This is a genomic window from Streptomyces sp. NPDC036813 (assembly GCF_055609245.1).
In genome coordinates this window covers 629,847-649,251 of record NZ_JBVJPV010000001.1, presented here as the reverse complement: position 1 = coordinate 649,251, position 19,405 = coordinate 629,847, and the positions used below count along the sequence as shown (strand labels likewise).

Genomic DNA, 19,405 nt, shown 5'->3' with positions numbered 1-19,405 from the left:
ATGACCGAGCTGGGCGGGTGGCGACGGTGGGCACAAGACGTGGGGCGCGCGCACGACGCGCGGTGACGACGACGGCGTTCCTGGCCGTCACGCTGACGATCGCGTCGGCCGCGGGCTGCACCACGGGGCACGGCGCGGTCGACGACGGACGCGACCAGAGGCACGGCACGGCGACGGCACCGTCGCCCACCGGGCAGGGGACGAGACCCGCACCGAGCGGCCAGGACACGGGACCCGCGCCCAGCGGCCGGCCCTCGGGACCCCCGCCGAGCGGTCAGGGGACCGCCCCGGGTCCCGTGATCGCGGTGAAGATCGACAACTCGCGCGCGGCCCGGCCGCAGACCGGCCTGGGCGCGGCGGACATCGTCTACGTCGAGCAGGTCGAGGGCGGGCTGAGCCGGCTCATGGCGGTGTACGCGACCTCCGTGCCGTCCGTGGTCGGCCCGGTGCGCAGCGCCCGTGAGTCGGATCTGGAGCTGCTGCGCCAGTTCGACCGACCCACGCTCGCCTTCTCCGGCGCCCAGAGCAAACTGCTGCCGCTGATCGAGCGGGCCCCGCTGCGGGCGGAGACGCCGGGCCGGACCAGGGGCGCCTTCGAACGCGGCGCCGACCGCCCCGCCCCGCACAACCTCTTCCTGCGCCCGCGCGCGCTGCTGGACCGTGAGCCCGGCGCGGCCGCGCTGACCACGGGTTTCCTCTTCGGCGCTGCGCCCGGGGGCGGCCACCCGCTGGCGTCGCGAACGGTGCGCTTCCCGGCCGCCGGCTTCACCTTCACCTGGTCCGCGAGCCGGCACCGCTACCTGGTCGCGATGGACGGCGCGCCCGCCGTGACGACCGACGCGGGACCGATGGCACCGGCGACGGTCGTCGTGCAGTACGTCAAGGTGCGTCCGTCCGAGTTCCACGACTTCCTCGGCCACGCCACGCCGTACACGGAGACGGTGGGGGCGGGAGCGGCGACGGTGATGCGCGACGGGCGGGCCTACCGGGCGACCTGGAAGCGCCCGACGGCCACGCAGGGCACGCGCTTCGAGACGAACGACGGGAAGCCGATGACCTTCGCGCCGGGCCAGGTCTGGGTGGTCCTCGCCAAGGCCGCCTGATCCACGACGCAGCCCGGCGGGTCCTGCGTGCCGTTCAGCCGTGCGAGGCGGCGACCGGCTCTCCGGGGTTGCGCAGCCCCTCCGCGGCGTCGGCGACGCGGCGGATCAGGTCGAGGAACAGGGTCTGCTCCTCGGCGGACAGGGGCGCGAGGAAGACCTGGTTCATCCGCGCCGTGCGGACGGTCAGCTTGCGGTGCGTACGCATCCCGTCGTCGGTCGGGCGCAGCAGGGAGCGTCGGCCGTCCTGCGGGTCGCGCACCTTGTCGATCAGGCCACGCCGGCCGAGCCTGCTGATCACCTCGGCGATCGTGGAGCGGTCGAGCCCCACCCGCTCCCCCACCGTGCGCTGGTCGAGCCCCGGCTCGGCGACGAGTGCGTTGAGCACCGCGAACTGCGGTGAGGTGATCTCCTCCGAGACCATGGTGTTCCAGAGCAGGTAGTGGGCCTGCTGGAGCCGCCGGGCGAGGTGCCCGGGGTGCGTCGAGAGGTCCACCGCGGCCATGTGCGCTCCCGTGGTCGTTTTCGTTCGTGCACTGAACAATACCTGCGGCAGCTCCCCCTGTCTCCCGCGCGGGTCCGCCGACTACGAGCCCTTGACGGCTCATACGTCCGGTGGCAGCGTGAGAGGCAGCTCGCTGAAATACTCAGTGCACGGACTAACTGGAGGGCTTCCCGGATGGACAAGGTGGTCGCCTCGGCCCAGGAGGCGGTGGGCGACGTGCCCGACGGCGCGTCGCTCGCGGTCGGCGGGTTCGGGCTGAGCGGTGTGCCGAACGTGCTGATCCAGGCGCTGTACGAGCGCGGGGTCCGCGACCTGAGCGTGGTGTCGAACAACTGCGGCGCCATGGAGACGGGACTCGCGGTGCTGCTGGCCGCGCGGCGGATCGCCCGGGTGACCGGCTCCTACATCGGCGGGAACAAGGAGTTCGCCCGGCAGTACCTGGCGGGCGAGCTGGAGGTGGAACTGATCCCGCAGGGCACGCTCGCCGAGCGGCTGCGCGCGGGCGGGGCCGGCATCCCCGCCTTCTACACGCCGGCCGGGGTGGGCACCCAGGTCGCCGAGGGCGGCCTGCCGTGGCGCTACGACGGCTCCGGCGCGGTCGCGCTGGCCTCGCCGCCGAAGGAGGTCCGCGCGTTCGACGGCACCGAGTACGTGCTGGAGCGCGGCATCCGCACCGACTACGCGCTGGTGCGGGCGGCGAAGGGCGACCGGCACGGGAACCTGGTGTTCAACAAGTCCGCCCGGAACTTCAACCCGCTGGCCGCCATGGCGGGACGGATCACCATCGCCGAGGTCGAGGAACTGGTCGAGCCCGGCGCCCTCGACCCCGACGCGGTGCACGTACCCGGCATCTTCGTGCAGCGGGTCGTGGCGCTGACCGCACAGCAGGTGGCGGACAAGAAGATCGAGCAGCGGACGGTGAGCAGCTGATGGCCTGGACGCGTCAGGAGATGGCCGCCCGCGCGGCGAAGGAGCTGAAGGACGGCAGTTACGTCAACCTCGGCATCGGCCTCCCCACACTGATCCCGAACCATCTCCCGCCGGGCGTGGAGGTCGTCCTCGAATCCGAGAACGGCATCCTCGGCACCGGCCCCTACCCCGCCGAGGACCAGGTCGACCCGGACCTGATCAACGCGGGCAAGGAGACCGTGACCGTCCTGCCGGGCGCCTCCTTCTTCGACTCCGCGCTGTCGTTCGCGATGATCCGCGGCGGGCACATCGACGTCGCCGTGCTCGGCGCGATGCAGGTCTCCGCCGGCGGCGATCTGGCCAACTGGGCCGTCCCGGGCAAGCTGGTGACCGGTATCGGCGGTGCGATGGACCTGGTGCACGGGGCCCGTACGGTGATCGTGGTGATGACCCACACCGCCAAGGACGGCAGCCCGAAGATCCTCAAGGCATGCACGCTTCCGCTCACGGGCAAGGCGTGCGTTGACCGCGTCATCACCGACCTCGGCGTCCTGGACGTCGCCGACGACGGCCTCGTCCTCGTCGAGACCGCGCCCGGCGTGACCGTCGACGAGATCACCGCCAGGACCGACGCCCCGCTCACCGTTGCGGAGAGTGCGCTGTGAACCCCGTGTACATCGTCGACGCCGTACGCACCCCGTTCGGCAAGTACAACGGCGCCCTGGCCGGTGTCCGCCCGGACGACCTGGCCGCGCACGCCCTGCGTGAACTTCTGGCCCGCACCCCGCAGCTGGACCCGGCCCGCGTCGACGACGTCTACCTCGGCAACGCCAACGGCGCCGGCGAGGAGAACCGCGACGTCGCCCGCATGGCGGCTCTGCTCGCCGGGCTGCCCACCAGCGTCCCCGGCGTCACCGTCAACCGCCTGTGCGCCTCCGGCCTCGAAGCCGTCGTCCAGGCCGCCCGCGCCATCGCCGTCGGGGACGCGCAGATCGCCGTGGCCGGCGGCGTGGAGTCCATGACCCGCGCCCCCTACGTGCTGCCCAAGAGCGACAAGCCCTTCCCGGCCGCGCACACCGAGCTGTACTCGACCACGCTCGGCTGGCGGATGGTCAACCCGAGGATGGACCCGCAGTGGACCGTCCCGCTCGGTGAGAGCGCGGAGTTGATCGCCGACAAGCACAAGATCACCCGCGAGCAGCAGGACGAGTACGCCCTGCACAGCCACCGCAAGGCCGCCGAGGCACAAGCGCAGGGCCTCTTCGACGCCGAGATCACCCCCGTACCCGTCCCGCAGCGCAAGGGCGACCCGGTTGCCTTCGCCGCCGACGAGTGCGTACGCCCCACCGCCTCCCTGGAGGCGATGGCCGGGCTGAAGCCGTCGTTCCGTGAGAACGGGGGCACGGTGACGGCCGGCAACGCCTCCCCGCTCAACGACGGTGCCGCCGCCCTCCTGCTCACCGGCGAGGAGGGCCTGAAGGCCACGGGCCGCGAGCCGCTGGCCCGGATCTCCGCCACCGGCGTCTGCGGCATCGACCCGCACTACTTCGGCCTCGCCCCCGTCGAGGCCGTCAACCGCGCTCTGGCAAAGGCGGGCAGGCGCCACGGCGACCTGGACGTCCTCGAACTCAACGAGGCCTTCGCCGCGCAGGTCCTCGGATGCCTCGCCGAATGGCCGGAGTTCGACCCGGCCGTGCTCAACCCGCAGGGCGGCGCCATCGCCCTGGGCCACCCGCTCGGCGCCTCCGGCGCCCGCCTCGCCGGCACCCTCGCTCACCAGCTCGCCCGCCGGGGCTCCGGCACCGGCGTCGCCACCCTCTGCATCGGCGTCGGTCAGGGCCTCGCCCTCGTCCTCGAACGTTAGGAACTCCGGGGAACCCCATGACTCTCACCCAGCACGACATCGACCAGGAGATCGCGGCCGAGCACGCCGCGTACGAGAAGCGGCTCGCCGACGGCGCACCCGTGGAGCACCACCCGCGGCGCGACTACGCCCCGTACCGCTCCTCCGTCCTGCGTCACCCGAAGCAGCCGCCGGTCGCCATCGACGTCACCCAGGACCCGGAGCTGGTGGAGCTGCACTCCCCCGCCTTCGGCGAACGGGACGTCACGGAGATCGACAACGACCTCACCCGGCAGCACACCGGGGAGCCGGTCGGCGAGCGCATCACCGTCTCCGGGCGGCTGCTCGACCGCGGCGGACGCCCGCTGCGCGGCCAGCTCGTGGAGATCTGGCAGGCCAACTCGGCCGGCCGGTACGCCCACCGGCGCGAGCAGCACGACGCTCCGCTCGATCCGAACTTCACCGGCGTGGGCCGCACCCTCACCGACGACGAGGGCCGCTACCACTTCACGACGATCCAGCCCGGCCCCTACCCCTGGCGCAACCACGTGGGCGCCTGGCGGCCGGCGCACATCCACTTCTCGCTCTTCGGCACGGCGTTCACACAGCGGCTCGTGACGCAGATGTACTTCCCGAACGACCCGCTCTTCCCGTACGACCCGATCCTGCAGTCCGTGACGGACGACGCCGCCCGGCAGCGGCTGGTGGCGACCTACGACCACGGTCTGTCGGTGCCGGAGTTCTCCCTCGGCTACCGCTGGGACATCGTGCTGGACGGCCCGGCCGCCACCTGGATCGAAGAAGGACGCTGAGGCGAGATGACGAAGATCGACACGAGCCGGCCGGAGACCGTGCTGCCCACGCCGTCGCACACGGTCGGCCCCTTCTACGGGTACGCGCTGCCCTTCCGCGGCGGCGAGGACATCGCCCCGCTCGGCCACCCGGACACCGTCACCGTCCACGGCTACGTCCTGGACGGCGAGGGCGAACCCCTGCCGGACGCCTTCGTGGAGTTGTGGGGCGCGGACCCGGACGGGAACATCCCGCGGGTGGACGGCTCCCTGCGGCGCGACCCGGCGACCGGTGGCCATCTCGGCCGCAACGGCGTGGAGTTCACCGGCTGGGGCCGGATGCAGACGGACGCGAACGGCCACTGGTACGCGCGCACCCTGCGACCCGGCGCGCGCGGGCTGAGTGCGCCCTACCTCAGTGTGTGCGTGTTCGCCCGGGGTCTGCTGGTGCACCTGTTCACACGGATCTACCTGCCCCCCGACGACGCCGCGCTCGCCGCCGATCCGCTGCTCGCCCAGGTGGGCGACCGGCGCGGCACGCTGATCGCCGGGGACGAGGGGAACGGGACGTACCGTTTCGACATCCGCCTTCAGGGCGAAGGCGAGACGGTCTTCCTGGAGTTCCAGTGACATCCGAGGCAACGGACACCGGCCTGCTCGCCCCGGGCTGGGCCGGCTCCCCGGCGGCCGCGGCGACCAGCGACGCCGCGTTCCTGCGCGCGCTGCTCGACGCCGAGGCCGCCCTCACCCGCGCCCAGGCCGCCCTCGGGCTCGCCCCGCGCGAGGCCGCGCGGGCGGTCACCGAGGCAGCCGCCGACCAGGGCGCCTTCGACCTCGCCTCGCTGGCCGCGCGGGCCCGCAGCGGTGGCAACCCGGTGATCCCGCTGGTCGCGGACCTGACGAAGGCGGTCGGCGAGGAGTACGGCTCCTGCGTGCACCGGGGCGCGACCAGCCAGGACATCATGGACACCGCGGCGATGCTGGTCGCCGCGCGCACCCTCGACCTGGTCCTCGCCGACCTGGCCCGCACCGAGCGGGCGCTGGCCCGCCTCGCGGCGGAGCACCGCGACACGCCGATGCCGGGGCGGACGCTCACCCAGCACGCCGTACCGACGACGTTCGGGCTGAAGGCGGCCGGGTGGCGGTCGCTGGTCCTGGACGCACGGGACCGGCTCGTGGCCGTACGGGGCAGCCTGCCCGTGCAACTCGGCGGAGCGGCGGGGACGTTGGCGGCCTTCACCGCGTACGGCGCCGAGGACGCGACCGCGCTGCCCGCTGCCTATGCGCGCGAACTCGGCCTCAGTGAACCCCTGTTGCCGTGGCACACGCTGCGCACGCCGGTCGCCGACCTCGCCGGGTGTCTGGCCTTCACGGCCGGGGCGCTGGGCAAGGCGGCCGCGGACGTGCTCACCCTGTCCCGGACCGAGATCGCCGAGGTGACGGAGGGCAGCGGCGGCGGTTCGTCGGCCATGCCGCACAAGGCGAACCCGGTGCGCGCCACGCTGATCGCGGCCGCCGCCCGGCGCGCCCCGCAGCTGGCGGCCACGCTGTACGCCGCGATGGCCGCCGAGGACGAGCGGCCGGCCGGGGCCTGGCACGCGGAGTGGGAGCCGCTGCGGGACCTGCTGCGCCTGGTGGGCGGCGCGGCCCGGGACGCCGCCGAACTGGCCGAGAACCTGCGCGTGGCCCCGGACGTCATGCGCGCGCACCTGGACCTCGCCCACGGGCTGATCGTCTCCGAGCGGCTGTCCGCGGAACTGGCCCCGCTGCTCGGCCGCGCCCGCGCCAAGGAGCTGCTCACCACACTCGCCCGACGGGCCGCGCAGGAGAGTCGCCCGCTCGTCGAACTCCTAGCGCGGGAACCCGAGTTGGAGGGCTTCGACCTGGGCGACCTGACCGACCCCACCCGTTACACCGGCTCCGCCGGAGCCCTCACCGACCGTGCGCTGGAGCGACGTTGACCGAGACACTCCTCAACCACCTCACCGAAGGGCCGGAGTCCGCTCCCCCGCTGCTGCTCGGGCCCTCGCTCGGCACGTCGTACGCCTTGTGGGACGACATCGCGCCCGAGCTGTCGGTCGGGCACCGCGTGGTGCGCTGGGACCTGCCGGGACACGGCGGGTCGGCCGCCGATCTGATCGGTCCGGGCGCCACCGTCGGCGATCTGGCCGACCTGGTGCTGGCGCTCGCCGACTCCCTCGGGATCGACCGCTTCGCCTACGCCGGGGTGTCGCTGGGCGGTGCGGTGGGGCTGCATCTCGCCCTGCACCACCCCGAACGGCTCTCCTCCCTCGCCGTGATGTGCTCCTCCGCGCACTTCAACGGGGCGGGCCCCTGGCAGGAGCGGGCCGAGCGGGTACGGCGCGAGGGGCTCGGCCGACTGGTGGAGAGCGCGGACGCCCGCTGGTTCACCCCGGGGTTCACCGTGCCGCGCCTGGTCCGCGACCACCGGGAGACCGACCCGCAGGCGTACGCCGCCTGCTGTGACGCGCTCGCCGCGTTCGATCTCACCGACCGGCTCGCGGAGATCTCCGTACCGACGCTGCTGGTCGCCGGACGGGAGGACGCGGCGACGCCACCCGCGCATCTGCGTCAGATCGCCGACGCGGTGCCGGGGTCCACGCTGGTGGAGCTGCCCGGGGCCGCGCATCTGGCGCCCGCGCAGTGCCCGCGGGCGGTGCTCACGGCGCTGCGCGCGCACCTCGGCGGCGGGGCGCCGCTCGGCATGGCGGTGCGCCGCGAGGTGCTCGGCGACACGCACGTGGACCGGGCGCAGGAGCGGCAGACGCCGTTCACCTCGCGGTTCCAGGACTTCATCTCCCGCTACGCGTGGGGCGAGATATGGACCGACCCGACGCTGACCCGCCGCGAGCGCAGCATGATCACCATGACCGCGCTGGTGGCGCACGGCCACTACGACGAGCTGGCCATGCACGTACGGGCGGCGCGGCGCAACGGGCTCACGCCGGAGGAGATCGGCGCGGTGCTGTTGCAGACAGCCGTGTACTGCGGGGTGCCGGCGGCGAACTCGGCGTTCGCGACGGCCCAGCGGGTACTGGCGGAGGAGGAGGGCTGAGGGCGCCTGCTGCGGGCCGGCCGAGGGTGTCCCTGCCGGTCGTAGGCTCGGCCACATCTCCCACGGGGGTGTGCGGTCGGCCTACGGTGGGGGCATGTCCACTGTTCTGGTCACCGGGGCGACCTCGGGTCTCGGGCGGTACGTAGCCTTCGAGCTGGTGCGCGCCGGGCACCGCGTCCTCGCGCACGGGCGCGATGCGGGCCGCACCGAGCGGCTGGTCGACGAGCTGCGCACGGAGGGTGACGCCGAGGGCTTCGTCGCCGACCTGGCCTCGCTCGCGCAGGTCCGCCAGCTGGGCACGCGGGTCGCCGCCGCCCGTCCGGATCTCGATGTGCTGATCAACAACGCGGGTGTGGGCGCCGGGTCGCCCGGCAGCGGCCGGGAGGTGAGCGCCGACGGCCACGAACTGCGCCTCTCGGTCAACTATCTGGCGCCGGTCGCCCTGACCCGCGCCCTCCTTCCGGTGCTGCGTGGCAACGCCCCCGCCCGGATCGTCAACGTCGGCTCGGCCGGGCAGGAACCCCTCGACCCCGACGACCCCGAGCTGATCCGCCGCTACAGCGGGACGTCGGCGTACTGCCGCAGCAAGTTCGCGCTGGCCGCGCACACCTTCACCCTCGCCGAGGAGCTGGCCGGCGCGGGCGTCGCGGTGAACGTGCTGCACCCGGCCACCTACATGGACACCGGGATGGTCCGCGAGGCGGGCATCTCGCCGTGGAACTCCGTCGCGGACGGCGCGCCCGGTGTGCTCGCACTGGCGACCGGGGAGACGGGCACGGGCGGCTACTTCGACGGGACGCGTCCGGCGCGGGCGCACGAGGCGGCGTACGACCCGCGGGTGAGGGAGCGAATCGCCGCGGTGACGGAGCAACTGCTCACCATGTGACGGAGGAGGAGCGGCCCACCGGGTGAGGGGCAGCGCCCCACCGGGTGAGGGGCAGCGACCCACCGCGTGAGGAGCAGCGCCCCACCGCGTGAGGAGCAGCGCCCCACCGCGTGAGGAGCAGCGCCCCACCGCGTGAGGAGCAGCGCCCCACCGCGTGAGGGGCAGCGCCCCACCGCGTGAGGAGCAGCGCCCCACCGCGTGAGGAGCAGCGCCCCACCGCATGACGGGCAGCGGCTCATGCGGGTGTCACGCGGCAGGCGCACCGCTCATGAGCTGACGCGGCTCAGCCCCCGGACCGTCTCCAGCTCCTGTGCCGCCCGCTCGGCCAGCCCGTCGGCGCCGCAGGAGCGGGCCAGTGCCAGGCCGCGTTCCAGCTCGGCCTCGGAGCGGGCCAGGATGCCGTGCTCGATCCGTGCGGCGGCGTGCTCGTACTGCGCGGGCGAGGCCGCCAGGTAGGTCACCGCCTGCGCGGCCAGGTCGACCGCGCGGCGGCCGGTCTCCAGGGCGGCCGCGCAGCGCAGGGCTTCCCCGATGGCGGTGTCGGTGCCGAAGCGCTCGGCGCGCAGGCGGACGTCGGCGGCGAGCCGGGCGGCGCGGGCGGGGTCCTCGGCCGCCAGCGCCCGGGCCAGGTCTCCGGCCCAGGGCACCATCACCGGGTTGTGGTGGCCGCGCGCGGCGGCCGCCTTCTCCGCGGCCTCCAGTTCGTTGATCCCGTCCTTGGTGCGGCCGACGGCGAGCAGAAGCCGGCCGCGCAGCGAGCGGGGGTCGGGCAGCACGATCGTGGACGGATACGGCGGGGCGAAGTCGTACTGCTCGGCGATCGACCAGGCCTCCTCGACATGGCCGCGGGCGAGGAGCGTGTCGACCAGGTTGCAGGTCGCCGACCAGTACAGGGGCAGCCCGCGGCCGACGCGTTCGGCGAGCCGCAGAGCCTCGCGCAGGGACTCCTCGGCCTCGCGCAGCCGGCCGCGCCTGCGGTGCGCGAGGCCGACGTAGGCGTGGGCGAGGGCGAGGTGGCCGCCGCTCCAGCCGGCGGACTCGTAGGCGCGCAGGGCATCGGTGAAGAGGGCCTCGGCGCGGTCGAGACGGTCGGTGTAGGCGTAGGCGCTCGCCAGCATCATGGGCAGTTCGAGGCCCCACTGGGTGTCGGTCCAGCCGAGTCCGGGGGCGAGACGGCCGTTGACGAGGGCGCGGTCGCACACCTCGACGACCTCCTCGGCGTTCTCGCCGCGGCTCATGGCGTCGAAGCCGCGCAGGATGAGCAGGGCGCGCTCGGAGTTGTCGCGTCCGGTGCAGGTGCGGGCGAGCCCGGCGAGCCGCTCGGAGCGGCCCGGAGTCGGCGCCTCACCGGCATGGATGCCCTCCCACATGAACTGCACGGCCTGAAGGCGCAGCCGCGCCGGACCGTCCGGCAGCCGGGCCGCCTCGGCCTCGACGGTGCGGACGGCCTCCTCCAGCTGGTCGTTGTGGAGGAGGGCCTGCGAGAGGCGCACGACGGCGTCCACGCGGACGTCGTCGCCGAGGCCCGGCAGGGCGAGGGCCTGGCGCAGGTGGCCGATCGTCTTCGCGGGGGCGGTGAGCAGGGTGGCGCAGCCGAGTTCGAACAGCACGCGTGCCCGCACCTCGGGCAGCGGCGGCTCCTCCAGGGCGCGTTCCAGGCAGCGGCGGGCGGCGTCCGGGGCGCCGACGGCGAGGTGTTCGCGGGCGGCCTCGCGCAGTTGGCCGACGAGTTCCTCGTCGTCGTCCGGGTGGACCTGGAGCAGGTGGCGGGAGGCGGCCGCGGGGCCGAGGCCGAGGTCGGTGACGAGCTGGGCGGCGATGCCGTGCATGGCGCGGCGCAGGGCGTCGGGGATGGAGTTGTAGACGGCGGTCGCGATCAGCGGGTGGACGAACTCCAGGGCGCCGTCCCGGGCGGGGCCGGCGGCCGGGTCGGGTGCGGTGAGGATGCGCGCGTTCTTGAGGAGTCCGGCGCAGCGGACGGCGTCCTCGTGCCGCATGGTGGCGAGCCGCGCGACCAGGTCGAGGGTGATGGCGTCGCCGAGGATGGCGGCGGCCCAGGCGAACCGGGTGGCGTCTATGCCGAGTTGTTCGAGGCGGGCGACCAGGCCGCCGCCGCGGGCGGAGCGGTTGAGGTCGCGCAGTTCGGCGGCGGAGGACTCGGCCGGCAGGAGTTCGCTGTCGCGGACCTTGGCGAGGAGCTCGACGGTCTCGTACGGGTTGCCGCCGGTGACGGCCCACACCTCGCGGCAGAACGGGGCGTCGGCGTCTCCGCCGAGCTCGGCGCGCGTGAGGCCGGCGACGGCGTCCGGGGTGAGGGCACTGAGAACGGCCGCGGGGCGTCCGGCGGCGGCGACGGCCTCCAGCAGACGGGCGCTCTCCCCGGCGATCTCACCCGGCCGGCGGGCGACGACCACGAGGACGGGCAGGTCGTCGAGGCGTTCGGTGAACGCGGCGAGCCAGCGCAGCGTCTCCTGGTCGGCCCAGTGGGCGTCGTCGATGAGCAGCACCAGCGGCCAGTCCCTGGTGGCGAGGCGGCGTACGGCGGCGACGAGTCCGTCGCACACGCCCTGCGGGTCGGCGTGGCCCTCACCTGGTTCCGCTATGCCGAGGGCGGGGCCTGCTATGTCGTACCAGTCGCCGAGGTACTCGCGTGCCTCCTCGGGCAGCATCGGGACGAGCGCGGGCTGGAGCAGCTGCCGTACGACGTTGAAGGGGACGGAGCGCAGGGTCTCGCCGCCGCGGGCCGACCAGACGGTGCAGCCACGTGCCTCGGCGATCCGGCGGGTCTCGGCCAGCAGCGCGGTCTTGCCCAGGCCGGCCTCACCACGGAACACCAGGAGAGTGCCGGAGGTCGTCCGGTCCGCGCACAGCTCGTCCACCGCCTGTGCGACGACGGCGAGTTCCTGATCGCGCTCCCACAGGGAAGCCGAGGCGGCCGTCGTGGGCCGTACCTCCGTCATCCCGCTACCTCCCCAAGTCGCCCGAACGACGTACCGACGTCGAGCCTAGCCCCCTCGGCCGCCGAACGGTGCGCCGTGACCGCAGGTGTTGCCGTGGAGGGTGAAAGGGAGTATGGAGAACGACGGCCGGGCCTGCGGGGTGCGAGAACACCGTCAACGGAAGGCCGTCGGCGGTGAATTGACGAGGAGTCGGCCGGCGTTTGACAGGTTGCCGCCCGAGGGGATGGCGGGGACAGTCCGCGAGCGCTCCCGACGGGTGGGCCGGCCGCCGGGCTGCGGGCGGCCGGCTGGGGGCAACTCCCCGGGTGCGACGGGCCGCGCAGGACCCGGCCCGCGCCCCGGAGGGAGAGTCCGGGGGAGAGTCCGTGGTGGGGGTTCTCATCCGGCTTTCAGGGTGGGCTCATACGGTGGGGGCATGACGCAGGTGACTCCTCCCGGGTGGTATCCCGACCCCGGGCAAAGCAGTGACGGTCCCGCCACCGAGCGCTGGTGGGACGGCGGGGCGTGGACGGACCGGACGCGCCCGGCGGGGACGGCCGCCGCCTGGGGTCCCCCGGCCGGCGGACCGGCGACACCGACCCACCCCGGGTATCCGGGGTACCCGGCGTACCCCGCCTACCCGGGGCAGCCGCCCGCCCGGCGTGGGCGGCACGGGGTGCGGATCGGTATCGCCGTCGCCGCGGCGGTCGCCGTGCTGGCGAGCATCGGCGTCGGGGTCTACGCCCTGACCGACGGCCACGGCAGCAGCCGGCGCACCGGCGCGCAGCAGGGGCAGGGCCCGGGGCCCGACCGGGGCGGCCGCCCTGGCGAGGGCGGTGGCGGCGGGCCGTCGCCGTCCCCGGGGCAGAGCGAGGCGCCGAAGATCGACAGCGGTTCGGCGACCGACGCGGCGAGCGGCATCAGCCTGCCCATCCCGGACGGCTGGTACGGCCAGGAGTACGGGGCGGGCGCCGCCGTCACCTCCGACTCCTCCTACCCGTGCCCGGGCGCGACCTCGCAGACCTGCACCAAGGGCGGCGCGTACGCGGCCCCCGCGGCACTGCTGGGCATCCGGGGCACCACCCCGGAGGAGGTCGCCAAGGCGGACATCGCGGAGAACGCGAAGGAGTCCTACGGCGGCGCCAGCTACGGCGCGATCACCTCGCACCAGGTGCTCGCCTCGAAGGCGGTCACCGTGGCCGGGCAGAAGGGTTATCTGGTCCGCTGGAAGGCGGTCACCAGCAAGGGCGCCGACGGTTACGTCGAGTCCCTGGCGTTCCCCTCCCCGGCCAGTCCCCGGATGATCGTCCTGGTCCGCTTCGGCGTGGACGCCGACCAGCAGGTGTCGGTCATCGACCGGATCACCCAGGGGATCAAGCAGGCGAGCGGCGGGGGCACCGGGCAGAGCGTGTGACCGCCGTACGGTGACGGAACGACGGCCGGGTGGGACCCCCTCCGCTCAAGGAGGGTCCCACCCGGCCGGGGGGTGCGCGCCGCCCCCGTCCCCACGGTGCGGCGCGGCCGGGTCACCGTCCAGTCATCCCATGGACGGCGGCCCGGGTCTTCAGGTGAGGCCCAGTGCCGGGAGCACCACTGCCTCCACGAACCGGACCAGATAGTCGGAGTCCGCGTACTGCCCGTCGATGACGGGCCGTACCCGCAGGACGCCGTAGAGCTGCACCGGGACGAACTCCAGCGCCGGGTGGTCCGCGGCGATCTCTCCGCGTTCGACGCCGCGGCGCAGGATGGCGCGCAGCGCCTCCATCTCGGGCTCGACGAGCGCCTCGCGCAGCGCCGCCCGCAGCTCCTCGTCCTGCATCACCGCGTGCCCCAGTGCCTGGAGCAGGCTGGTGTCCGGGCCGGACCACGCCCCGGCCTGCCGGGCCGCCTCGCGCAGGTCAGCGGCGACCGAACCGGTGTCGATGCCGGCGAACCGGCAGGCCCGGTTGGAGCGGAGCGCGGCCGCCACGAACTGGGGCTTGGTCTTCCACTGCCGGTACAGCGTGGACTTGCTGCACCGCGTGCTGGCGGCGACGCCCTCCATGGTGACGGCGTCGTACCCGCAGACGCGGATCTGGTCGAGGACGGCGTCGAAGAACTCCTGCTCGCGCTCGGGCGTGAGCTTGGAGCGGCGCGATGCGGCGGCCGTCTCCGGCCCGTCCGCGGCCTGCGACGTCATCGGGGCTTCACCTCGCTGAGATCCGTGGGGCGTCGACTTCCAGTGTGTCGCACCTCAATCGATACGCCAGTGTACCGGTACTCCAACGTATCGGTACACTGGCGTATCGGTACGCAGTCGTATCGATGAGAACCACCGCACCACCGTCAGTGAAGGGGCCGGGGGATGAACGCCCGCACCGAGCCTGAAGAAGCAGAGCCGGAAGAAGCCGAGCCCGGGCAAGCAGAGCCGGGTGACATAGCCGCGCGCACGGCGCGGCCGCCGCTCCTGCGCGAGCTGCTGCTCGTCGCCGGGCTCTTCCTCGTCTACAAGTTCGGCCGACAGCTGGCCACCGGCCACACCGGTGAGGCCTTCCGCGACGCCCATCACGTGTGGAACCTGGAGCGGGCCCTCCATCTGCCGGGCGAGGGCGCGGTGCAGTCGCTGCTGCTGCACGGCGACACGCTGATCCACCTCGCGAACACCTACTACGCGACGGTGCACTTCCCCGTCACGGCGGCCTTCCTGATCTGGCTCTACCTGCGCCGCCCGGTCCACTACGTCTGGGCCCGCCGGGTGCTGGCCGTGCTCACCGCCGCCGCCCTGGTGCTGCATCTCACGTTCCCGCTGGCCCCGCCGCGGATGCTCGCCGCGACCGGACTGATCGACACCGCACGCGTCTACGGCCCGTCGGTGTACGGGCCGCCGCAGACCGACCACCTGTCGAACCAGTTCGCGGCGATGCCGTCGCTGCACTTCGGCTGGGCCCTGATGGTCGCGATCGGCCTGATCGCCGCGACACGCTCACGGTGGCGCTGGCTGTGGCTGCTGCACCCCGCGCTGACCCTGCTCGTCATCGTCGGCACCGCCAACCACTACTGGCTGGACGCGATCGTCGCGACGGCCCTGCTCGGCGCCACCCTCGCGGTGATCCACCTGCCGCACCGGACGGCGACGACCGCCGGCCGGGGGCGCGAGCAGTTGCTGCCCGCCGAGGAGCGCGAGCTCGCGGGGGTGGCCCGATGAACGCCGCCCTGCTCGCCGTGGTGCTGTCGCTGTTCTCCGCCGTCGCCTACGCCGCCGCGGCCGTCGCCCAGGAGCGGCTGGCGTCCCGGTCGTCCGGCGCCGGGCTGCTGCACATGCTGGGCAGCGCCGCCTGGTGGTGGTCGGTCGGATTGAACGCCGGCGCGGCGCTGCTGCATGTCGTCGCCCTGAAGTACGGGCCGCTCACCGTCGTACAGCCGCTCGGGGCGCTGACCCTGGTGGCGGCGGTGCCGCTGGGGGCGCGGTTGGCGGGGCGCCGGGTCAGCGCGATCGAGTGGCGGGGCACCGGGTTCACGCTGCTCGGGCTCGGCGCGATCCTCGTCACCGCGTCGGGACCCGCGCCGGAGAACGTGCTGAGCGTGCCCGAGGCGCTGGCGGTCGCGGGCGCCACGGCCGCGCTGATCGGCACGCTGTCCCGGCCGGGCGCCCGGCCCGGCCTCCGGCACGCGACCGCGTCCGGACTGGCCTCGGGCGTGGCCTCCGCGCTCACCCAGACGGTCACCGTGGCCGCCACGGACCACACGGGTCCGCTGCTGAGCGTGCAGGTGATCGGGGTGGCTGTGCTGGTCGCGGCGTTCGCGACGGGTGGGCTGCTGCTGTCGCAGACCGCCTACCGGGGCGGCCTCGGCGCTCCGCTGGCGGTGGTGACGCTGGCGAACCCGGTGGCCGCCGCGGTGATCGGCGTGTCCCTGCTCGGCGAGCGGCTCCAGGGCGGGGTGCTCGGCATCCTGCTCGCGCTCGTGGGCGCGGGGTGCGCGGCCTGGGGTGTGCTGCTGCTGTCCCGGGCGACCCCGCAGCCGGCCGAGACGCCGGCACAGCGGCCGGCGACGACACCGGCACCCGCAACCGCACCCGCTCCCGCGGTCGACGAGCACCCGGTGGCGGCCGTCCTCGCCCTGGACCCCGACGCGGCGGTGCCCCGGCCGACGAGCGAACCGGGGCACCTGAGCGTGCTCTAGGGTCTGTTGCGAGACGGTGCCGGCCGGCCTCAGCCGAGGCCGCGGGCGTCCTGCTTCAGCGCGGTGTCGACGGTCAGGGCCGTCGCGACGACGAGGCTGAGCAGCGGGTCCGGCAGCTGGTAGTGGATCTGCAGGACGTAGTTGTCCGCGGTCGTGAACATCGTCTTGGCGAGGCCTTCCCAGGTCTTCGTGATCCGGGCCACCTCGTTGTCCGCGTGGTCGACGATCGCGAAGTTCCACGCGCGCCAGTTCTCCGCCTTGATGGCGCCGACCTTCTGGCCGTTCACCATCATCGCGAAGTTGATCTTCCCGAACACGTTCTGCTGGACGATCTCACCGACCGGCGTGCCGTCCGGGCGCTCGACGATCACCCGGGACTTGAAGATCTTGCCCGGGCGGGTCAGCAGCATCACCGGCTGGCCATAGGCGTCGCGGATCTCCAGCTTGACCTTCATGAACTGGTCGATGCTGTAGAGGAACCGCACGATCTTGCGCAGGACGCTCTGCCCGACCTGGACGACCGCGCCGATCTCCCGGCCGTGCTGGTCCATGACCTTGTACTCGTTGGTCAGCTCGATCAGCTTGGCCTTCTGGTTCACCACCAGGACCGGCTCGGAGAACAGCGTCCCGCCGCCGGCGCCGCCCCCGGCGACACCGGCCTGCTGCTGGACCTGGCGCTGGACGCGCGGGTCGGGACCGGCCTGCTGGGCCGGCACCTGCGGGGCGGCCGGGGCCTGTACCTGGACCTGGGGGTGGCCCTGGGCCTGGGGCTGACCCTGCTGGTCGGCGTGAGTGTGCTCGGTCCACTGGGAACCGTCCCAGTACCGCAGGGTCTGCTGCGCCCCGTGCGGGTCGGGGTACCAACCTGCAGGTGTGTTCGAATGCGTGGTCACCGGGGCACACTATCGCGCACCGGCCGGAAAGCAACCGTCGTTCCGGCGGGCGCCCGTGACCCGGGCGCCCGCCGTCCGAAGCCTGAACGCCGGTCAGACCGTGGCGATCGCCGGGTCGCTGACGCCGGGTTGCCCATTTTCGACATGTCCGGCGAACCGCCGCAGATAGGCCGCGTCACCGTCGGCCGTCACGGTCAGGTCGTACCAGCGCCGGCCCGCGGTGAGGTCGACGAGCTGCTTCACGGTGGCGCCCGGCCGCACGCTCACGGACCGCTTGGCACCGCCGTAGCCGTCGGTCACGGTCAGACGGGCGGTACCGGACCCGGAGTTGGTGAAGGTCAGCTCAAGGTTGTCCCCGCTGGGCCGGGCGGTGACCTCGGGACCGGTGACCTTGTTGCGCCCCTTGAAGGCGCGCAGGAAGCCGTTCGGGCCGTGCACGGTGAGGTCGTACGACCCGCTGGAGTACACCGAGTTCCAGGTGTCCGCAAGGGACTTCCCGGCCTCGGTGGTGTACGTCCAGGGGCCGTCGGTGCGGTTGCCGGAGGTGACGAGGAAGGCCGCGCCCGCGGCGGCGCCGGAGGCGAAGGTGAGGGTGAACTTCCCGGCCGCCGCGTCGACCGAGCCGTCCACGGCCGGGTCGTACTTCAGGGGGCGGGCCGGCCGCAGGCCGCGCTCCTGCTTGGGCAGCACGCCGGTGGCCGGCGGGACGGGCTTGTAGTCGGGGTGGCGCAGGCGGTCCGGCGGCTCGTAGGCGGCCGTGTCGGGCAGCGCGACCGGCCGGGTGTCCGTGCGGGAGAAGTCGAAGGCGGAGGTCAGGTCGCCGCAGACGGCCCGCCGCCAGGGCGAGATGTTCGGCTCGCGCACGCCGAAGCGGTTCTCGATGAACCGGATGATGGAGGTGTGGTCCAGCGTCTCGGAGCACACGTATCCACCCTTGCTCCAGGGGGAGACCACCAGCATGGGAACGCGCTGACCGAGCCCGTAGGGGCCGGCGACGTGGCTCGCGTCGCCCTTGAAGACGTCCAGGGAGGCGTCGACGGTCGACTTGCCCTGGGCGGCGGAGCCGGGCGGGAACGGCGGTATCAGGTGGTCGAAGAAGCCGTCGTTCTCGTCGTAGGTGATGAACAGCGCGGTCTTCGCCCACACCTCCGGGTTGGAGGTGAGCGCGTCCAGCACCTGGGCGACATACCAGGCGCCGTAGTTGGCGGGCCAGTTCGGGTGCTCGGTGAACGCCTCGGGGGCGGCGATCCAGGACACCTGGGGCAGCTTCCCGGCCGCCACGTCGGCCTTGAGCTGGTCGAAGTACCCTTCGCCCTTGCGGTAGTCGGTGCCGGTGCGGGCCTTGTCGTACAGCGGGTCACCGGGCGCCGCGTTGCGGTACTGGTTGAAGTAGAGCAGCGAGTTGTCGCCGTAGTTGCCGCGGTAGGCGTCCGAGATCCAGCCCCAGCTGCCGTTCGCGTCGAGACCGTCGCCGACGTCCTGGTAGATCTTCCAGGACACCCCGGCCTTCTCCAGGCGTTCGGGATACGTCGTCCAGCCGTATCCCTTCTCGTCGTTGCCGAGGACCGGGCCGCCGCCGGTGCCGTCGTTGCCGACGTACCCGCTCCACATGTAGTAGCGGTTGGGGTCGGTGGAGCCGATGAAGGAGCAGTGGTACGCGTCGCAGATGGTGAAGGCGTCGGCGAGCGCGTAGTGGAACGGGATGTCGCCGCGGTTCAGGTACGCCATCGTTGTGGAGCCCTTGGAGGGCACCCATTTGTCGTACTTGCCCCCGTTGAAGGCGGCGTGTCCGTCGTTCCAGCCGTGCGGGAGGTCCTGGAGGAACGCCATGCCCAGGTCGTCGGCGTCGGGGTGGAAGGGGAGGACGTCCTTGGTGCCGTCGGACTGGTACCAGACGGACTTGGCGCCGGGCCGGGTGGTGACCGGGCGGGGATCGCCGAAGCCGCGTACGCCTCTGAGGGTGCCGAAGTAGTGGTCGAAGGACCGGTTCTCCTGCATGAGGACGACGATGTGCTCGACGTCCTCGACGGAGGCCGTGCGGTGGTTCGCCGGGAGGGCGGCGGCGCGCTGGATGCTCGCGGACAGCGCGGTGAACGCCGTGGTGGCGCCCGCGAGTTGGAGGAAGCGACGCCGGTTCACTTCGGGCATGGGGGACAGACCTCTCGTCGTGGCGGCGGCAACTCGCCGATGAATGACGGAATGTGCGCGGAGCGAGTGTTCCAAGAGCATCAAACGTCAGGGAAGGGTCTGGTGGCACTCATGTGAACTCATCGCTACGGCAGGTGTGCGGAACCGGCCACAC

General features: G+C 73.3%; 17 protein-coding genes. 12 read left to right on the top strand and 5 right to left on the bottom strand.

What is annotated here, in order from left to right:
* Nucleotides 1-17 precede the first annotated feature (17 nt).
* On the top strand, nt 18-1,103 hold the full coding sequence (locus ACZ67Q_RS02740) for a DUF3048 domain-containing protein (RefSeq protein WP_471175451.1): 1,086 nt from the start codon (nt 18-20) through the stop codon (nt 1,101-1,103).
* 34 nt (nt 1,104-1,137) lie between these two features.
* Here the strand turns inward: ACZ67Q_RS02740 and ACZ67Q_RS02735 are convergent, their stop codons facing one another.
* Nucleotides 1,138-1,605, bottom strand: coding sequence for a MarR family winged helix-turn-helix transcriptional regulator (locus ACZ67Q_RS02735; protein WP_471175449.1), 468 nt, complete (start codon nt 1,603-1,605; stop codon nt 1,138-1,140).
* 174 nt (nt 1,606-1,779) lie between these two features.
* Between ACZ67Q_RS02735 and ACZ67Q_RS02730 the strand changes: the two genes are divergently transcribed.
* The 8 genes from ACZ67Q_RS02730 (at nt 1,780) to ACZ67Q_RS02695 (ending at nt 9,110) form a co-directional block, all read left to right on the top strand.
* Nucleotides 1,780-2,535, top strand: a complete 756-nt coding sequence (locus ACZ67Q_RS02730) for a CoA transferase subunit A (RefSeq protein WP_471175447.1) — start codon at nt 1,780-1,782, stop codon at nt 2,533-2,535.
* The gene (locus tag ACZ67Q_RS02725; protein WP_471175445.1) at nt 2,535-3,179 is read left to right on the top strand and encodes a CoA transferase subunit B; all 645 of its coding nucleotides are present in this window, start codon (nt 2,535-2,537) and stop codon (nt 3,177-3,179) included. The genes ACZ67Q_RS02730 and ACZ67Q_RS02725 overlap by 1 nt, the downstream gene beginning before the upstream one ends.
* A complete protein-coding gene (locus tag ACZ67Q_RS02720) occupies nt 3,176-4,378 on the top strand; it encodes a thiolase family protein (protein WP_471175443.1) in 1,203 nt (400 codons plus the stop codon). Before ACZ67Q_RS02725 ends, ACZ67Q_RS02720 begins: the two co-directional genes overlap by 4 nt.
* A gap of 17 nt (nt 4,379-4,395) precedes the next feature.
* Nucleotides 4,396-5,169 (top strand): protocatechuate 3,4-dioxygenase subunit beta, encoded by a 774-nt coding sequence (gene pcaH / locus ACZ67Q_RS02715; protein WP_471175441.1) that lies wholly within the window; start codon nt 4,396-4,398, stop codon nt 5,167-5,169.
* A gap of 6 nt (nt 5,170-5,175) precedes the next feature.
* Complete coding sequence (gene pcaG / locus ACZ67Q_RS02710; RefSeq protein WP_471175439.1) at nt 5,176-5,778, top strand: protocatechuate 3,4-dioxygenase subunit alpha; 603 nt, start codon at nt 5,176-5,178, stop codon at nt 5,776-5,778.
* Nucleotides 5,775-7,109, top strand: a complete 1,335-nt coding sequence (gene pcaB, locus ACZ67Q_RS02705; RefSeq protein ID WP_471175437.1) for a 3-carboxy-cis,cis-muconate cycloisomerase — start codon at nt 5,775-5,777, stop codon at nt 7,107-7,109. The genes pcaG and pcaB overlap by 4 nt, the downstream gene beginning before the upstream one ends.
* Nucleotides 7,106-8,224 (top strand): bifunctional 3-oxoadipate enol-lactonase/4-carboxymuconolactone decarboxylase PcaDC, encoded by a 1,119-nt coding sequence (gene pcaDC, locus ACZ67Q_RS02700; protein WP_471175435.1) that lies wholly within the window; start codon nt 7,106-7,108, stop codon nt 8,222-8,224. The genes pcaB and pcaDC overlap by 4 nt, the downstream gene beginning before the upstream one ends.
* A gap of 94 nt (nt 8,225-8,318) precedes the next feature.
* Nucleotides 8,319-9,110, top strand: coding sequence for an SDR family NAD(P)-dependent oxidoreductase (locus ACZ67Q_RS02695; RefSeq protein WP_471175433.1), 792 nt, complete (start codon nt 8,319-8,321; stop codon nt 9,108-9,110).
* A 266-nt stretch (nt 9,111-9,376) separates the two neighbouring features.
* Here ACZ67Q_RS02695 and ACZ67Q_RS02690 read toward each other — a convergent pair whose 3' ends face one another.
* Entirely contained in the window at nt 9,377-12,070 is a 2,694-nt protein-coding gene (locus tag ACZ67Q_RS02690) for an ATP-binding protein (RefSeq protein ID WP_471175431.1), read from the bottom strand.
* 415 nt (nt 12,071-12,485) lie between these two features.
* Between ACZ67Q_RS02690 and ACZ67Q_RS02685 the strand changes: the two genes are divergently transcribed.
* The gene (locus ACZ67Q_RS02685; protein ID WP_471175429.1) at nt 12,486-13,463 is read left to right on the top strand and encodes a DUF2510 domain-containing protein; all 978 of its coding nucleotides are present in this window, start codon (nt 12,486-12,488) and stop codon (nt 13,461-13,463) included.
* Nucleotides 13,464-13,613: 150 nt separating this feature from the next.
* On the opposite strand, the gene ACZ67Q_RS02680 is transcribed toward ACZ67Q_RS02685, so the two are convergent.
* A complete protein-coding gene (locus ACZ67Q_RS02680) occupies nt 13,614-14,228 on the bottom strand; it encodes a TetR/AcrR family transcriptional regulator (RefSeq protein ID WP_361626780.1) in 615 nt (204 codons plus the stop codon).
* A 165-nt stretch (nt 14,229-14,393) separates the two neighbouring features.
* Between ACZ67Q_RS02680 and ACZ67Q_RS02675 the strand changes: the two genes are divergently transcribed.
* Together ACZ67Q_RS02675 and ACZ67Q_RS02670 are read left to right on the top strand one after the other, a co-directional pair.
* On the top strand, nt 14,394-15,233 hold the full coding sequence (locus tag ACZ67Q_RS02675; protein ID WP_471175427.1) for a phosphatase PAP2 family protein: 840 nt from the start codon (nt 14,394-14,396) through the stop codon (nt 15,231-15,233).
* Complete coding sequence (locus ACZ67Q_RS02670) at nt 15,230-16,210, top strand: DMT family protein (protein WP_471175425.1); 981 nt, start codon at nt 15,230-15,232, stop codon at nt 16,208-16,210. The genes ACZ67Q_RS02675 and ACZ67Q_RS02670 overlap by 4 nt, the downstream gene beginning before the upstream one ends.
* 29 nt (nt 16,211-16,239) lie before the next feature.
* Here the strand turns inward: ACZ67Q_RS02670 and ACZ67Q_RS02665 are convergent, their stop codons facing one another.
* Both ACZ67Q_RS02665 and ACZ67Q_RS02660 read right to left on the bottom strand, forming a co-directional pair.
* Nucleotides 16,240-17,103, bottom strand: coding sequence for an LURP-one-related family protein (locus tag ACZ67Q_RS02665; protein ID WP_471175423.1), 864 nt, complete (start codon nt 17,101-17,103; stop codon nt 16,240-16,242).
* 93 nt (nt 17,104-17,196) lie between these two features.
* Nucleotides 17,197-19,251, bottom strand: coding sequence for a phosphocholine-specific phospholipase C (locus tag ACZ67Q_RS02660; protein WP_471175421.1), 2,055 nt, complete (start codon nt 19,249-19,251; stop codon nt 17,197-17,199).
* Nucleotides 19,252-19,405 lie beyond the last annotated feature (154 nt).

Excerpts from the sequence above, each read along its gene's own strand:
- ACZ67Q_RS02735 (WP_471175449.1), bottom strand. The coding sequence starts at position 1,605 with ATGGCCGCGGTGGACCTCTCGACGCACCCCGGGCACCTCGCCCGGCGG.
- ACZ67Q_RS02730 (WP_471175447.1), top strand. The coding sequence starts at position 1,780 with ATGGACAAGGTGGTCGCCTCGGCCCAGGAGGCGGTGGGCGACGTGCCC.
- ACZ67Q_RS02725 (WP_471175445.1), top strand. The coding sequence starts at position 2,535 with ATGGCCTGGACGCGTCAGGAGATGGCCGCCCGCGCGGCGAAGGAGCTG.
- pcaH (WP_471175441.1), top strand. The coding sequence starts at position 4,396 with ATGACTCTCACCCAGCACGACATCGACCAGGAGATCGCGGCCGAGCAC.
- pcaG (WP_471175439.1), top strand. The coding sequence starts at position 5,176 with ATGACGAAGATCGACACGAGCCGGCCGGAGACCGTGCTGCCCACGCCG.
- ACZ67Q_RS02695 (WP_471175433.1), top strand. The coding sequence starts at position 8,319 with ATGTCCACTGTTCTGGTCACCGGGGCGACCTCGGGTCTCGGGCGGTAC.
- ACZ67Q_RS02690 (WP_471175431.1), bottom strand. The coding sequence starts at position 12,070 with ATGACGGAGGTACGGCCCACGACGGCCGCCTCGGCTTCCCTGTGGGAG.
- ACZ67Q_RS02685 (WP_471175429.1), top strand. The coding sequence starts at position 12,486 with ATGACGCAGGTGACTCCTCCCGGGTGGTATCCCGACCCCGGGCAAAGC.
- ACZ67Q_RS02680 (WP_361626780.1), bottom strand. The coding sequence starts at position 14,228 with ATGACGTCGCAGGCCGCGGACGGGCCGGAGACGGCCGCCGCATCGCGC.
- ACZ67Q_RS02675 (WP_471175427.1), top strand. The coding sequence starts at position 14,394 with ATGAACGCCCGCACCGAGCCTGAAGAAGCAGAGCCGGAAGAAGCCGAG.
- ACZ67Q_RS02670 (WP_471175425.1), top strand. The coding sequence starts at position 15,230 with ATGAACGCCGCCCTGCTCGCCGTGGTGCTGTCGCTGTTCTCCGCCGTC.
- ACZ67Q_RS02660 (WP_471175421.1), bottom strand. The coding sequence starts at position 19,251 with ATGCCCGAAGTGAACCGGCGTCGCTTCCTCCAACTCGCGGGCGCCACC.